Annotated in this window: 13 protein-coding genes; 9 read left to right on the top strand and 4 right to left on the bottom strand. The window is 37.4% G+C overall.

What is annotated here, in order from left to right; genetic code table 11:
• Positions 1-67: 67 nt before the first annotated feature.
• The 3 genes from JK139_RS02980 (at position 68) to JK139_RS02970 (ending at position 2,820) form a co-directional block, all read left to right on the top strand.
• Positions 68-262, top strand: coding sequence for a Sec-independent protein translocase subunit TatA/TatB (locus JK139_RS02980; protein ID WP_068247538.1), 195 nt, complete (start codon positions 68-70; stop codon positions 260-262).
• 29 nt (positions 263-291) lie between these two features.
• The gene (gene gatA, locus JK139_RS02975; RefSeq protein ID WP_218330550.1) at positions 292-1,743 is read left to right on the top strand and encodes an Asp-tRNA(Asn)/Glu-tRNA(Gln) amidotransferase subunit GatA; all 1,452 of its coding nucleotides are present in this window, start codon (positions 292-294) and stop codon (positions 1,741-1,743) included.
• A 153-nt stretch (positions 1,744-1,896) separates the two neighbouring features.
• On the top strand, positions 1,897-2,820 hold the full coding sequence (locus JK139_RS02970; RefSeq protein WP_218330549.1) for a lytic transglycosylase domain-containing protein: 924 nt from the start codon (positions 1,897-1,899) through the stop codon (positions 2,818-2,820).
• Here JK139_RS02970 and JK139_RS02965 read toward each other — a convergent pair.
• The 4 genes from JK139_RS02965 to JK139_RS02950 all read right to left on the bottom strand — a co-directional run bounded on the left by JK139_RS02965 (position 2,780) and on the right by JK139_RS02950 (position 8,825).
• The gene (locus JK139_RS02965; protein WP_288072543.1) at positions 2,780-4,096 is read right to left on the bottom strand and encodes an anthranilate synthase component I family protein; all 1,317 of its coding nucleotides are present in this window, start codon (positions 4,094-4,096) and stop codon (positions 2,780-2,782) included. The two genes, JK139_RS02970 and JK139_RS02965, sit on opposite strands and share 41 nt — an antisense overlap.
• A 24-nt stretch (positions 4,097-4,120) precedes the next feature.
• Entirely contained in the window at positions 4,121-4,540 is a 420-nt protein-coding gene (locus tag JK139_RS02960) for a hypothetical protein (RefSeq protein WP_074419575.1), read from the bottom strand.
• A 62-nt stretch (positions 4,541-4,602) separates the two neighbouring features.
• Positions 4,603-5,865, bottom strand: a complete 1,263-nt coding sequence (locus tag JK139_RS02955; RefSeq protein ID WP_074420393.1) for an adenylosuccinate synthase — start codon at positions 5,863-5,865, stop codon at positions 4,603-4,605.
• A 686-nt stretch (positions 5,866-6,551) separates the two neighbouring features.
• Positions 6,552-8,825 carry a RelA/SpoT family protein gene (locus tag JK139_RS02950; RefSeq protein ID WP_218330548.1) on the bottom strand — a complete coding sequence of 758 codons (2,274 nt, stop codon included), beginning with the start codon at positions 8,823-8,825 and terminating at the stop codon, positions 6,552-6,554.
• 127 nt (positions 8,826-8,952) lie between these two features.
• Between JK139_RS02950 and JK139_RS02945 the strand changes: the two genes are divergently transcribed.
• From JK139_RS02945 to atpA, 6 genes are all read left to right on the top strand, one after another.
• The gene (locus JK139_RS02945; protein ID WP_074420561.1) at positions 8,953-10,812 is read left to right on the top strand and encodes an ABC transporter ATP-binding protein; all 1,860 of its coding nucleotides are present in this window, start codon (positions 8,953-8,955) and stop codon (positions 10,810-10,812) included.
• Positions 10,813-10,975: 163 nt separating this feature from the next.
• A complete protein-coding gene (gene atpB / locus JK139_RS02940; RefSeq protein ID WP_287100801.1) occupies positions 10,976-11,998 on the top strand; it encodes a F0F1 ATP synthase subunit A in 1,023 nt (340 codons plus the stop codon).
• 31 nt (positions 11,999-12,029) lie between these two features.
• Positions 12,030-12,278 (top strand): ATP synthase F0 subunit C, encoded by a 249-nt coding sequence (gene atpE, locus JK139_RS02935; protein ID WP_068247515.1) that lies wholly within the window; start codon positions 12,030-12,032, stop codon positions 12,276-12,278.
• Between the two features lie 138 nt (positions 12,279-12,416).
• On the top strand, positions 12,417-12,911 hold the full coding sequence (gene atpF / locus JK139_RS02930; RefSeq protein ID WP_074420368.1) for a F0F1 ATP synthase subunit B: 495 nt from the start codon (positions 12,417-12,419) through the stop codon (positions 12,909-12,911).
• A gap of 31 nt (positions 12,912-12,942) precedes the next feature.
• Positions 12,943-13,506 (top strand): ATP synthase F1 subunit delta, encoded by a 564-nt coding sequence (gene atpH / locus JK139_RS02925; protein ID WP_074420359.1) that lies wholly within the window; start codon positions 12,943-12,945, stop codon positions 13,504-13,506.
• A gap of 47 nt (positions 13,507-13,553) precedes the next feature.
• Complete coding sequence (gene atpA, locus JK139_RS02920) at positions 13,554-15,131, top strand: F0F1 ATP synthase subunit alpha (protein ID WP_218330546.1); 1,578 nt, start codon at positions 13,554-13,556, stop codon at positions 15,129-15,131.
• Positions 15,132-15,350: the final 219 nt, after the last annotated feature.

Here is a 15,350-nt window from a genome sequence, read left to right as displayed (position 1 = left end):
TCTATTTGATAACTTAATGTTTGGTACAATAATTTGTACTAACTTTACCTTCTTAAATCAATTTTTTATGGCTAATTTAGGAATGCCCGAACTGATTATTATTTTAATTGCAATCCTGGTATTATTCGGTGGAAAAAAAATACCGGAATTTATGCGTGGTTTGGGAAAAGGTATTCGTGAGTTTAATGATGCAAAAGACAATGTAAAAAGAGAACTTCAGGAAGGAATGAAAGAAAAAGACTCTGAAACTGCTGCAAAGTAATTATTAACCACCAATATCTGTAACGGGTTTTGTTTACATTTACCACTATTGCTCAATACCACAATGATTTATTGAATGGCACTACTACTTGTGTGGAGGCTGTTCAACATTATTTGGACAATATTGGCAAAAAATCTTCCCTTAACGCATTTATAGAAGTTTATGAAAAAGAAGCGCTTGACCGCGCTTCCTTTTTAGATTCTGAACGAATGGCAGGCAAAACAATGAGTCATTTACATGGGGTAGTGGTTGCATTGAAAGATGTAATTTGTTACTGCAATCATACTGTTACTGCAGGCTCACTCATTCTAAATAATTTTTCCTCACTATATTCCGCTACTGCAGTTGAACGATTAATTGAAGCAGGTGCCATTATTATAGGTCGCAATAATTGCGATGAATTTGCCATGGGCAGTACCAATGAAAATTCAGCTTATGGCCCTGTTCAAAATGCTGCAGATATTACCAAAGTACCCGGTGGTTCTTCCGGTGGTTCTGCTGTAGCCGTTCAGGCAGATATGTGTATGGTAAGTCTGGGAAGTGATACCGGAGGCTCTGTACGCCAGCCGGCCGATTGGTGTGGGATTGTTGGGTTTAAACCTACCTACGGCCGAATTTCAAGGCATGGGTTAATTGCTTATGCTTCATCCTTTGATCAGATTGGTATTTTTTCCAAACATTTGCAAGATACTGCAAGGGTGCTTGAAGTAATTGCAGGAGAAGATGCCTACGATAGTACTGTTTCTGCAGAACCTGTTCCGGCCTACAGCGATCTGTTGCAAAAAAGCAGTATAAGCAGTCGACAGGAACCTTTTAAAATTGCCTATTTTAAAGAAGCGCTGGAACATCCGGGTTTAGATCCTGAAATAGCAAAGGCGTTCCACCAGTATGTTGAGAAGCTACGTTTACAGGGTCACATTATAGAGCCGGTTGATTTCCCTTTACTAAAATATGTGGTACCTACTTACTATGTTTTAACTACTGCAGAAGCTTCCAGTAACTTATCACGTTACGATGGGGTAAAATATGGCTATCGGGCAGATTTGGCAGCACAGGATGACCTGACTGCATTATATAAAAAATCACGCAGCCAGGGTTTCGGAAAAGAAGTGCAACGTCGTATTCTATTGGGTACTTTTGTATTAAGTGCCGGTTATTATGATGCCTATTTTAGTAAAGCACAGCAACTCAGACGTTTATTAGTTGAACAAAATGACCATATTTTTGAGCATTATCAGGCTATCATTTCACCCACCGTACCGGGTACAGCCTTCAAGATAGGTGAAAAGAGAAACAATCCTGTAGAAATGTATTTGGCTGATATATACACTGTATATGCCAATTTAGTGGGTATTCCCGGCGTATCTTTGCCTTTGTTTCAACACAGCAATGGTTTGCCCTTTGGTATGCAGGTAATGATGCCCCAATTTAAAGAAACCGAACTTATGGTATTGGGTAATTACCTTTCGCATTTGAATTAATTGTTGCTATAAATTTTATCACCAACATTGGTTTAAGTATCCTGCAATATGAATCAGTGTATCCGGAAAATAAAGCAACATTATTGTTACCCGTTGCTACTGTTTTGTATATTGTGTAATCCGATAAATACACTTGCAGCAAATCCTTCTCATTTGTTCGATACTGTTGTAACACCGGTGAATACTTTTCAAACCCTGTTGCAAATACCTTCTGGTCATGCTTTTGTGAATATTCCACTTCCTCATCAAATGGTTTCATTTTACAGTGAGTACTGTGAAAAGCAAAGCAAAGAACTACTGCTGATGAAGTTTTGGGCTAAGCCCTATTTTGATTTGTATGACCATATTTTGAGTGCTAACGGAGTACCAATTACGTTGAAATACCTGAGTGTAATTGAGAGTCATTTACAACCCAATCTTGTATCATGGGCCGGAGCAGTAGGACCCTGGCAGTTAATGCCCTATGAAGCACAACGGTTTGGCTTGAAAAATAATAAATATGTAGATGAACGAACTGATTTTATTAAAAGTACTGAAGTTGCTGCCAAATTATTAAAAGAGTTGTATGCCGAATTTGGAGATTGGCTTCTGGTAGTTGCTGCCTATAATGGTGGGGTAGGAAGAGTAAAGCAGGCTATTGAAAAAGCAAAAAGCAAAAGCTTTTGGGATATACAATATTTTTTGCCTGAAGAAACCCGTAATCACGTAAAAAAATATATTGCTACCCATTATATATTTGAAAATAACGGAGGAGTAACTACCTTAACTGCCCAAGAGGTGCAGCAATATTTTAATGTACCTGCTGAACAGCGAACTGCAATCACCAGTGCCGATAGTACCCTTTGTTCTGTAGAAATAAGTGGGCGGTACAATGCTGCATTAATTTGTAAACAGCTTCAAATATTACCTGCTTATTTTAACCAGCTGAATCCGGGATTTGCAGCGCAACTGGCATCCGGAAAAAAATATATTATGTATTTGCCTAAAGAGAAAAAAAATTTGTTTGAAGCAACGAAACAACAAATTCTGGAACAATCTATTCAGCAGTTGTTACTGGGTAGCCCGGTCGCGTATTAAACAACGCAGCCATAGCAGATGCTTTTAATAAACATTCTTCATATTCCTGTTCGGGTACACTACCCGCAGTAATACCACTGCCTACGGCATAACTGAGTAGTTGCTGTTGTGTATCGTATTGCAAACTTCTTATTACCACATTAAAATCAAAATCTTTTTCAGGAGTAAAATAGCCCACACTGCCGGCATATAAACCTCTATTAAAACATTCATATTGTTCAGTTAACTGCATCACCCTTTCTTTAGGTGCACCTGTCATGGAACCCATTGGGAAAGTAGCCTTTAAAATTTCGGTGAATGTAAGGTTGTTTTTTAATTGTCCGGTAATGGTACTAATCATTTGATGTACTTGGGGATAGGTATAAATGCCAAATAATTCTGTAACACTAACTGTACCGGCTTTGCATATACGGCTGAAATCGTTTCTTACCAAATCAACAATCATCACATTCTCGCTTCGTTCTTTGGCTGATTGAAGCAGGTTTTGTTTCAAGGCCTCATCTATTGCAGGAATATTGGTATTTCTGGCAATAGTGCCTTTAATGGGTGATGAAAATAACAGGTTTCCTTTTTTTAACAAATATCGCTCGGGGCTGGAGCAAAGCAGGTATAAATGTTGTAGCTTATAAAATGCGCCAAAAGGTGCAGGCGATACCTTGCTTAATACACGATATGCTGCAAATGGGTCTATTTGTGCATTGGGAGCTATCCATTCCTGGCAATAATTAATTTCATAACAATCGCCACGGTGTATGTGCTGTAATAACTGTTCAATAATGTTGCAATAGGTTTCTTTTGAAATACCCGGGATGAAATGTGCAGTTTGTTGAACCGGTATTGTGTAAGATGCCGGCATGGATTGTATCTGATTAAAAATATCATCCGGATTTGAGGTGGCAGAATGGATACTTAGTGTGGCATTCTGTATGGTACAAACCACTTCAGGTTGAAAAAAATAAAATTCAGGAAAAGGTATAGTGGCTTTTTGGTCTGAATTAAAACCTTTAAAAAGTTGGTTCTTTAAATTGTAATTCAAATGTCCAAATATCCAGTCGTTACGTTCTGCTAACCAGTAATCTATGTCAGCAATGACACTATTTTTACCGGTTTCTGAAACAATTCCGGCTGCAGCCAGCATTTCAAAATTATGTTGGGCGTGCTGGTATTGGTGATTATCAAAAAAACAACAAACAGCATACTGATTGAGCCAGTGTATTATTTGTTGTTTTATGAGTTTCGGATCATTAATCCGATAGTATTTTGTAATTCTGTTCACAGCATCTTTTTAGGAATAGACGCCTTAAAAATCGTCATCTTCCTCAAAGTCATCCTTATCATCAAATAAGTCAAATTCTTTAAAATCTTCATCAATTTTAAAGTCATCTTCATCTGTATTACCCTTTTTTTTGCCGCCTGCTACTTTTTTGCCGGCAGATTTGGGAATGTCAAATTCATCGAAGTCGGGATCCCAATCATCTTCTTCTTCGGGTTTATCCCAATCATCTTCTACATCATCTTCTAAATCGTCATCATCCTCATCAATGTTTTTTTTCTTTGATGTGGAGGCTGCTGATTTTTTAGGTTTAATGATATCTTCATCATCTTCTAAATCATCATCCTCTTCTTCAAATTTCTTTTTAGAAGAAGTTTTCTTGCTCCCTGTATCTGGTAATTTTTTACTGGGTTCGGATTTTTTATCCTTATCAGATCTTGCTGCCATATTCTAATAAGATTAATTGCTGTAAAATTTCAAATCAATTTTATACCAACCAAATTTTTTTTTTACAGAGTTATAATTTGTTCACGTTCAGGGCCATTTGAAACAAATTTAACCGGTGCCCCAATATACTGATTGATAAACGCAATGTAGGTAGACATATTTTCTGGTAAAGCTGCTGCATCCTTCATTTTTGTAATATCGGTGTTCCAACCTTTAAAATGGCGATACAGCGGGGTAATTTGTTCCTGCATCATTTGAAAAGGTACTTCATCTGTTTGTTTGCCATTTATTTCATAAGCAGTACAGGCTTGTAAATCAGTAAAACTATCCAGTACATCTGATTTGGTCATTACCACTTTTGTAACACCATTAATCATGCATGCATAGCGCAGGGCAACCAGATCAATCCAGCCGCAGCGGCGTGGCCTGCCGGTAGTAGCGCCAAATTCGTTGCCTATTTTTCTTAACAGTTCACCATTTTCATCTTGTAATTCAGTGGGGAAAGGCCCACTGCCCACCCTTGTGCAATAGGCTTTGGTAACGCCATACACTTCATTAATTTGGCGGGGTGCTACACCCAATCCGGTACAAACTCCGGCAGAAATGGTGCTGGAAGAGGTAACAAATGGGAAAGTGCCAAAATCAATATCCAGCATACTGCCTTGGGCACCTTCGGCCAGTACTTTTTTACCTTGTGCAATCTGATGATTAATAAAATATTCACCATTTACAATATTCAGGGTTTTCAAAAATTCAAGGGCTTCAAAAAATTCTTCTTCCCAGGATGAGATGTCTTCATTAAAATTAAAATTATCTAAAAGTTTTTGATGTTTCAGGCGCAGTTTAATGTATTGGCTGGTAAAATTTTTGTGAAATAAATCGCCCACTCTTATGGCATTTCTTCCTGTTTTATCCATATATGCAGGGCCAATGCCTTTTAAGGTAGAACCAATTTTGCTATCGCCTTTTTGCATTTCACTGGCTTTGTCTAAGGCACGATGTGTAGGAAGGATTAAGTTGGTGCGTTGCGATATAAATAAATTTTTTCTGTAATCAATTCCAAACGAGGCCACTATATCACATTCTTTTTTAAGTATAACGGGGTCTAAAACCACACCATTGCCAATGATGTTCACTGCATTTTGATGAAAAATACCCGATGGAATTTGGTGTAGAACTACTTTTTTGCCATTTACATACAAAGTGTGGCCGGCATTTGGGCCGCCCTGAAAACGGGCTACCACATCGTAATGTGGCGCAAAATAATCTACAATTTTTCCTTTGCCTTCATCACCCCATTGTAAACCTAAAATTACGTCAACCATATTTTACTGATTTATGATGCCGCAAATGTAAGTGATGGATGCTATGAATAGGGAAAAGAAGTTGATTAAATATTTTTTGGGAAATACTCCTGATGGAAGGCTTTCTTTCAAATTTCCTAAAAGGGTTAATTAGTCTTACTGCTTTTTACGTGCAATTTCTCTATCAGTTTGTTTTCAGATTTCATTTTGTAAAAATATTAAAAACATATGGCATCCATTTAAATACAATTAATTCAAGTATTATCTATTTGCAAATTTTTAATTTTTTTAGCTGATTATTATTGTTTAAGGTTTTATATGTAAATTTTCTATTGTTTTTATATATTGTATTATAAATTAATTTATATATGTAAAAACAATAAAATTTAAATCAATGTTCATTCATACAATTCCTAAATTGCTATGATAAATAATGCAGAAAATAAGATTGCATTTGAGTTGTAAAAAATATACAAACAATTTGTATTTTAAAAGACTTGCCTCAAAAATATGTGGTACTGAAGTTAAATAAAAGAGAAATTAATTTGAGTAATAATATTGAGCACGGTAGCAGCCATCTTGCCGTATATGTTATTGTATTGTATTTTATTTAAATATATTTGTATATCAGTAAAGAAAATTATTACATTTAATCCTGAATAATTCAGCAAGAAATGAAACCATTTTTTACAACATGAGTAGCTAAGCTATTTGGCATCTTCTGTATCAAACCGGTCAATACTTTGAATACCCTGCAATTGTTTTAAGCGTTTCACTAATTCTTCCAATTCTTCTTTATCGTGCACAAACACTTTTACTGTTCCCTGAAATAAACCTTCGGCCGATTCAATGGTGAGTGCTGCAATATTAATCCTTAAATCGCCGCTAATAATATTGGTTATTTTATTGATTACACCCACATCGTCTAACCCCACAATTTTTAAACCGGTAAGGAATGATATTTCTTTGTTTTTTGCCCATTTGGTTTTTACTACGCGGTGCCCATAGTTGGCCAACAATTGCGCAGCATTGGGGCAATTGGTGCGGTGTATAATTAAGCCTTTGCCGGTGCTCACAAATCCAAATACATCATCGCCCGGAATGGGGTTGCAGCATTTGGCTAAGGAGTACATAATTTTATCACTGCTTTCGCCAAAAATAATCAGCTCACTGTCTTTTTTACTATAGGTTTTTTGAGGGGGTATTTCATGTGGTGTTTCGGCAGGTAAAATAATTTTGGGCTTGGGAGCTTCTAATTTATCTCCCAGTACATGAAATTCTTTTAACTCTCTTAAATCAATTTGTTTTACGGCAATTTTATATAAAAGATCTAATGATGAGGGTAGTTTATAAAAATGAACCAACTCATCAATATTGACACTATTATAGGCTGCACCCAGATTTTCTAATTTGCGTTGCAGGGTATATTTTCCTTCATCTGCAATTTTTCTTTTTTCTTCCCTCAGGGCATCTTTAATTTTTGCTTTTGCCTTAGCAGTTACCACCATGTTCAGCCAGTCTTCAGAAGGTTTTTGTTTATTGCTGGTAATTATTTCTACCTGATCGCCGCTGTGCAGTTTATGGCTAATCGGTACCAATTTGTGGTTCACTTTGGCACCAATACATTTTGAGCCAACTGCAGAGTGTATGGCAAATGCAAAATCGAGCGCCGTGCTGTCGGTGGGCATCATTTTTACATCGCCTTTAGGTGTGTATACATAAATTTCTTCAGCTAAGAAAGATGTTTTGAAATCCTGTAAAAAATCAACACCATCGGTATCTTCCTGCGACAGCACTTCTCTGATTTGTCCGAACCATTTATCAAAACGGTCTTCGTCGGTTTTTTCTTCTTTGTATTTGTAGTGTGCCGCCAATCCTTTCTCGGCAATTTCGTTCATACGTTTGGTGCGTATTTGCACTTCTACCCATTTGCCATGCGGTCCCATTACGGTAGTATGCAGTGCCTCATATCCATTGCTTTTTGGGTTACTAAGCCAGTCTCTTAATCGTTCGGGCGATGGGGTATATGCATCGGTAATAATGGAATATACTTTCCAGCAATCTTCTTTTTCTCTATCGGCGGGCGAATTTAAAATTACACGAATGGCGAATAAATCATACACCTCTTCAAAGTTTACGCCTTTTTTCTTTATTTTATTCCAGATAGAATGAATGCTTTTTGGGCGACCCTGTATTTCAAAATCGAAACCTAATTTTTGCAGTTTTTCTTTAATAGGTTTAATAAATTCATTGATGTACCGGGTGCGTTCGCGTTTGGTTTCAGATAATTTTCTGGCAATTTCTTTATAGGCTTCCGGTTCCATGTATTTCATGGCCAGATCTTCCATTTCTGTTTTAATATTGTAAAGGCCCATTCTGTGGGCTAATGGGGCATAAACCCAAATGGTTTCAGATGAGATTTTTAACTGCTTATCCCGCTTCATGCTATCTAATGTGCGCATGTTGTGCAGGCGATCGGCCAGTTTAATTAAAATAACCCTCGGGTCATCGGTAAGGGTTAATAAAATCTTTTTAAAATTTTCGGCTTGTTGCGATGTGTTGGCATCCATTACCGTGGCTATTTTGGTAAGCCCGTCTACTATTCTGGCAATTTCACTTCCAAATTCCCTTTCAATATCATCTAAGGTAATGTCGGTATCTTCCACCGTATCGTGTAACAATGAGCAAATGGTACTTCTTACCCCCAGGCCAATTTCTTCCACACAAATCATTGCTACAGCAATGGGGTGTAAAATATAAGGTTCTCCGCTTTTGCGGCGCATAGTTTTATGTGCTTCGGCTGCCATCTCAAAAGCATGCCTTACTAATTCTTTATCGCCTCTTTTTAATTTTGGGCGTAGGCTTTTGAGCAATGCCCTGTAACGGTGCAAAATTTCTTTCTTTTCCTGCTCTTCGGTTAAAGTGTAGGCCGGCAATTGATTTTCTGTTATTGATGTTTCTATAACTTGCTCATTCTCCATAACCATACAAAATTAAAGATATTCTACTGCTGATGGGTTGCTTGTGTGGCAGTTTTAGCAACCGGCAGCGTTAATTTTTGCCATAATTCGGCTTACCAGAGCGAATATTGTTATTTTTGCCCGCAACATGGCATCTGATTCTAAAAAAAGTTTTATTAATTTTTCGCTGCTTCAAAGGGTTTTGCATTTTGTAAAGCCTTACCGTTCTGTGTTTTATGGCAGTATTGTTTTAGCCATTGTAATGGCATTTTTTGCGCCGGTAAGGCCCTATTTAATTCAGTTAACGGTGGATGAAGTAACCGGGAAACATCCCCCGATTCCGAAATGGGTGCATCTGTTTACTGAAAATACGGCCTTGCAAACCGTTACAGCGTTTATTATTGCCATTACTATTTTTCAACTTGTTTTTTTAATGATTGAAACCCTGGTTCGGTTTACGTTTACTTTTTTAACAGCCTGGTTAGGCCAGCACGTGGTAAAAGATTTAAGAGTAACGGTATACAATAAAATATTGCACCTCAATCTTTCACAGTTCGATAAAACACCCATTGGTACCTTAACTACCCGCACTATTAACGATATTGAAAGTATTAATGATATTTTTAGCGATGGCTTAATTCCAATTGTAGCCGATTTGTTGACCATTATTATTACCCTGGCCACTATGTTTTGGATTGACTGGCGCCTTACCCTGATTGCCTTAATTCCATTTCCGGTGTTAATTATTGCCACTTATTATTTTAAAGAGGCAGTTAACAAAAGTTTTATCAGGGTCAGAAATGCGGTGGCAGCACTAAATGCATTTGTACAGGAGCATATTACGGGTATGCAGGTGGTGCAGGCTTTTGCAGTGGAAGATAAAGAGTTTGAAAAATTTCAGAATATCAATCGAGAACACCGAAATGCCAATATTAAAGCCATTTTTGCTTATAGTGTATTTTTCCCAATTGTAGAAATTGTACTGGCATTAAGTACAGCACTGATTATTTGGTGGGTTGCCAATCAGGCTATTTTACTGGGCGGTGGTGCTCCCATTAATTTTTCAGGAAAAATTGTGGCCTTTATTCTGTTTATGAACCAGATTTTCAGACCACTCCGTGTAATTGCAGATAAATTTAATGTATTGCAAATGGGCATGGTGGCTGCCGAACGGGTGTTTAAAGTACTGGATAATCCCGATGTTACCAATAATGCCGGTCAGTTTGCACCTGATGCCATTAAAGGTAAAATTGCATTTAACCATGTTTGGTTCGCTTATGTGGAAGACCAATATGTTTTAAAAGATATCAATTTTTCAATTAATGCAGGCGAAACTGTGGCTATTGTTGGCCATACAGGTAGTGGTAAAACTTCTATTGCCAGCCTCATGAACCGGCTGTACCATATTCAAAAAGGAACTATTTTAATTGATGATGTAAAAATTGAAGACTATACCACCGATGCTTTACGCAAACATATTGGAGTGGTATTGCAGGATGTGTTTTTGTTTTCCGGGTCCATTATTGATAATATTACCCTTCGAAATCCGGAAATAACAAAAGAACAGGTCATTGCTGCAGCAAAAATGATGGATGTGCACGACTTTATTTTGCGGTTACCCGGTGGTTATGATTTTGATGTCCGGGAAAGGGGCAATACCCTTAGCCTGGGTCAACGGCAAATTTTCTCCTTTATCCGGGCATTATTGTACAATCCGGCTATTTTAATTTTAGATGAAGCCACTTCTTCTATAGACAGTGAGAGTGAGCAACTCATTCAAAAAGCCATTGACACCTTAATTTCAGGCAGAACTTCCATTATAATAGCCCACCGCCTGTCTACCATCCGTAAGGCACATAAAATTATTGTATTAGACAAAGGGGTGATTAAAGAAATGGGCACCCATCAGGAATTATTGGCCAACGGAGGTTTTTATGCACGTTTATATGAAATGCAATTTGAAAAACATGCCCATGCCCATCATTCCATTTCAGCCGGTTCTTTGTAACTTTTTTTTAATCAAAAATTCAGGTTCAATCTTTTTTTAGAGTCATCCCCCTATCTTTGCCGCAAATTTGAACAAATTTATGGCCCTGAAATACCTGAAATCTTTGCTGGTTGCGGCTTTTAGCCTGTTTTTTTGTGCAATCTCCATCATAAGCAAGGCACAGGTGACTGAAAATATTGTAGCAGATACTGTGCATGAAAAAAGTGGCGAAGGCTTTAATCCGGGTGAGATAATTATGGAGCATATTATGGACAATCATGATTTCCATTTTGCTGAATGGAATGGGCATCCCATCGCTTTACCATTACCAGTTATTGTGTATTCTCCACAAAGAGGATTGTCTGTTTTCATGTCATCTAAATTTGAACATGGGCATGCCATTTATAAAGGTTACAAATTAGAAGAAGGAAACATTGTTGCAGTAAATGAATCCGGGGAACCCGATGCTTCTGTAAAAGTGTATGATTTATCTCTTACCAGAAATGTAGTGCAAATGTTGTTGGGCTTGCTGGTATTGGTGATTGTGCTGATTAATGTTGCCAAAAAATATACCAAAGAAGGTGCTTCCAAAGCACCATCAGGTTTCCAAAATGCCATAGAGCCGGTCATTACCTTTATTCGAGATGAAGTGGGTAAAAGCTATTTGGGCAGTAAGTACGAAAAATACATGCCATTGCTGTTAACCATTTTCTTCTTCATTTTAATATCTACTTTATTTGGGTTAATACCAGGTTCGGCTAACGTAACAGGAAATATTGCATTTACATTTACGTTGGGCATTATCAGTTTTGTAGTAATATTATTTAGTGCTAATAAACACTACTGGGCACATATCTTTAATCCGCCGGGAGTGCCTGTTTTTGTAAAATTTATTTTAATTCCGGTTGAAATTTTAAGTGTATTTACCAAGCCGTTTGCATTAATTGTGCGTTTATTTGCCAATATGGTAGCCGGGCACATGATTATTACCTGCTTAATTTTAATGATTTTTATTTTCTCGAAACTAAGTATTGGTGCCGGTTTAGGATTTGCACCTGTTTCACTGGCATTTACCATTTTCATTTATTTTATTGAAATATTAGTTGCATTCATTCAGGCATTTATCTTTACCAACCTTACCGCAGTATTTATTGGTCAGGCTATTGAAGATACACACAGCCATCATGATGATGCAGTAATGATATAAATTTTTTTTTAATCACAAAAACCAACACAATATGTCTTTAATGAGTGTTTTGTTAGATGGTAGCATTTCCAACATGGGTGCTGCAATTGGTGCAGGTTTAGCTGCAATTGGTGCAGGTATTGGTATTGGCCAGATTGGTAAAGGCGCAGTAGAAAGTATTGCCCGCCAGCCTGAAGCAGCAAATGAAATTCGTGCAAACATGATTTTAACCGCTGCCTTTGTAGAGGGCGTGGCTCTGTTTGCCGTAATTGCAGCCGTATTGGCCATCTTCATCAAGTAATTGTTCTTGTAAAAGAAACATTATCTCAACTGCATTCAAAGCAAAGGGCTGCGAATGCAGTTGATTTTAAAACAGTATACAGATGGTTATTGCTTTCTGAAAAATAAAAATTTTTGTTATAAAATAAAAATTGAATATATGCAATTGTTAACACCCGCTTTAGGTTTAATATTCTGGACATTTATTGCCTTTATTGTTGTTTTAATTGTGCTGCGTAAATATGCCTGGAAGCCCATTCTTTCTACATTGAAAGAAAGAGAAACCGGTATTGCCGATGCTATTGCTTCTGCAGAAAAAATAAAAGCGGAAATGACTGCGTTAAAAAATGAGAATGAAGCATTAATGGCAAAAGCAAGAGAAGAGCGTGCAGTGATTTTAAAAGAAGCCAAAGAACAATCAGATAAAATGATTGCCGAAGCCAAAGAGAAAGCCAAACAGGAATATGAACGCATTGTTGCCGATGCACAAACGGCTATTTTGCAACAAAAGAATGCTGCTTTAACTGATGTAAAAAATCAGGTGGGCGCTTTGGTAATTGAAGTAAGTGAAAAAATATTACACAGAGAACTCAGCAGTAAAGCAGAACAGGAAAAATATATTCAAACATTGGTGAATGCTGTTCCATTAAATTAATTCTATTTCAACGTAATTATAATTATCGATAATGAATAATCCCCGTTTAGCAAACCGGTATGCCAAAAGCCTGATTGATATTAGCATTGAAAGAAATGAGCTTGAAAAAATCATGGCTGATATGCAATACCTTCAAGCTGTTTGTAAGGCCAGCAGGGAGTTTGTAAATCTATTGGAGAGCCCAGTTGTTACTTCCGATAAAAAGAATGCCATTATTAAAGCAGTTACCGGAAAATCAGTAAGTGCATTAACAGCATTGTATCTTGAACTGTTAGTGAAAAAAGGCAGAGAAAATGTGTTACCCGAAATAGCCAATGCATTTATTGAGCATTACAATGCATTAAAAGGCATTCATATTGTAACCCTTACCACAGCAGTTTCCGTTTCAGACAGTTTAAAAAATGCCATTGAAACCAAAGTAAAAACAGCACGTGGATTTGATAAAGTACAGTTGGAAACGAAAGTAGATGAAAGTTTAATTGGCGGCTTTGTATTGAGTTTTCAAAACAATTTGGTAGATGCCAGTGTATTACGCGATTTGAAAGATATCAAAAAACAGTTTCAGCAAAATTTATATGTGCAGCAAATACGATAAACTGCATTAATTTTTTACAATTATAATCATAGCATAAAATCAACAATATGGTAGACATTAAACCAGATGAAATTTCAGCCATACTCAGGCAACAGTTGAGTGATTTCAATGTATCGGCTGAATTGGAAGAAGTGGGTACTGTTTTACAAGTGGGTGATGGTATTGCCCGTGTTTATGGCCTTAACAATGTGCGTTCAGGTGAACTGGTAGAGTTTGATAATGGCGTAAAAGCCATTGCACTTAACCTGGAAGAAGATAATGTAGGGGTGGTATTAATGGGTGAAAGCGAAGGTATTAAAGAAGGTGCCAAAGTAAAAAGAACCGGACAAATTGCCTCTATTAAAGTGGGCGATGGAATGGTGGGCCGTGTATTAAATACACTTGGAGAACCTATTGATGGCAAAGGCCCTATTAAAGGTGAATTGTATGAAATGCCACTGGAACGTAAAGCCCCAGGCGTTATTTTCCGTGAACCTGTGAAAGAACCTTTGCAAACCGGTATTAAAGCCATAGATGCCATGATTCCAATTGGTCGTGGCCAGCGTGAATTGATTATTGGTGACCGCCAAACCGGTAAAACCGCCATTGCTGTTGATACCATTATCAATCAAAAAGAATTTTATGAAGCCGGCAATCCGGTGTATTGTATTTATGTAGCCGTTGGTCAAAAAGCCTCTACTGTTGCCGGTGTAATGAAAACACTGGAAGACAATGGCGCCATGGCTTATACAACTATTGTGGCTGCATCTGCTTCAGATCCGGCTCCATTACAGTTCTATGCACCATTTGCCGGTGCTGCAATTGGTGAATTTTTCCGCGATACCGGAAGACCAGCTCTAATTATTTATGATGATTTATCAAAACAGGCAGTGGCTTACCGCGAAGTATCGCTATTGTTGCGCAGACCCCCAGGCCGTGAAGCATATCCCGGTGATGTATTCTATTTACATAGCCGTTTATTGGAAAGGGCTGCCAAAGTAATTTCCAACGATGATGTGGCAAAAAACATGAACGACCTTCCCGATTCTATCAAACATTTGGTAAAAGGTGGGGGTAGTTTAACAGCTTTACCAATTATTGAAACACAAGCAGGCGATGTATCTGCTTACATTCCTACTAACGTTATTTCAATTACCGATGGCCAAATATTTCTGGAAGGTAACTTGTTTAATGCCGGTATTCGTCCAGCTATTAACGTAGGTATTTCAGTGAGTAGGGTAGGTGGTAATGCCCAAATTAAATCGATGAAAAAAGTAGCCGGTACCTTAAAGTTAGACCAGGCATTGTACCGCGAATTAGAGGCCTTCTCTAAATTTGGTGGCGATTTAGATGCAGCGACCAAATCGGTAATCGATAAAGGTGCCCGTAACGTTGAAATATTGAAACAACCCCAGTATAGCCCCATGAGCGTTGAAAAACAGGTAGCTATTATTTATTTGGGTACACAAGGCTTATTGCGCGATGTGGCTGTAAGTAAAGTAAAGGCATTTGAAGCGCATTTTCTGCTTGAAATGGAGACTAAATTACCCGATGTACTGGCAGAATTTAAAAAAGGCCAGTTAAATGATGAAAGTTTAAAGAAAATGACCGATTTAGCTGCAGGTTTGTATCCACAGTATAAATAATCAATCATATTTAGTACTTTGAAAACCCCGGATTTATTACCGGGGTTTTTGTTTTTACTACAAACAATAACAAGCAACCGGCTCTATCACAATAAGTTATATCATTTCATCTGCTTCCTTCCCTGTTCATTCCATCATACAAAAGGAGTATTTTAAACCATAGAATCAACTTTTTATAAAATAGTTTAGTGTATAAAATAAACTACTTTATGCTTGTGT

It is taken from the genome of Hydrotalea lipotrueae, from assembly GCF_019249625.1.
Taxonomy (GTDB): Bacteria; Bacteroidota; Bacteroidia; order Chitinophagales; family Chitinophagaceae; genus Hydrotalea; species Hydrotalea flava.
The sequence above is the reverse complement of the archived record's forward strand: the minus strand, read 5'-3'. Positions and strand labels throughout refer to the sequence as shown.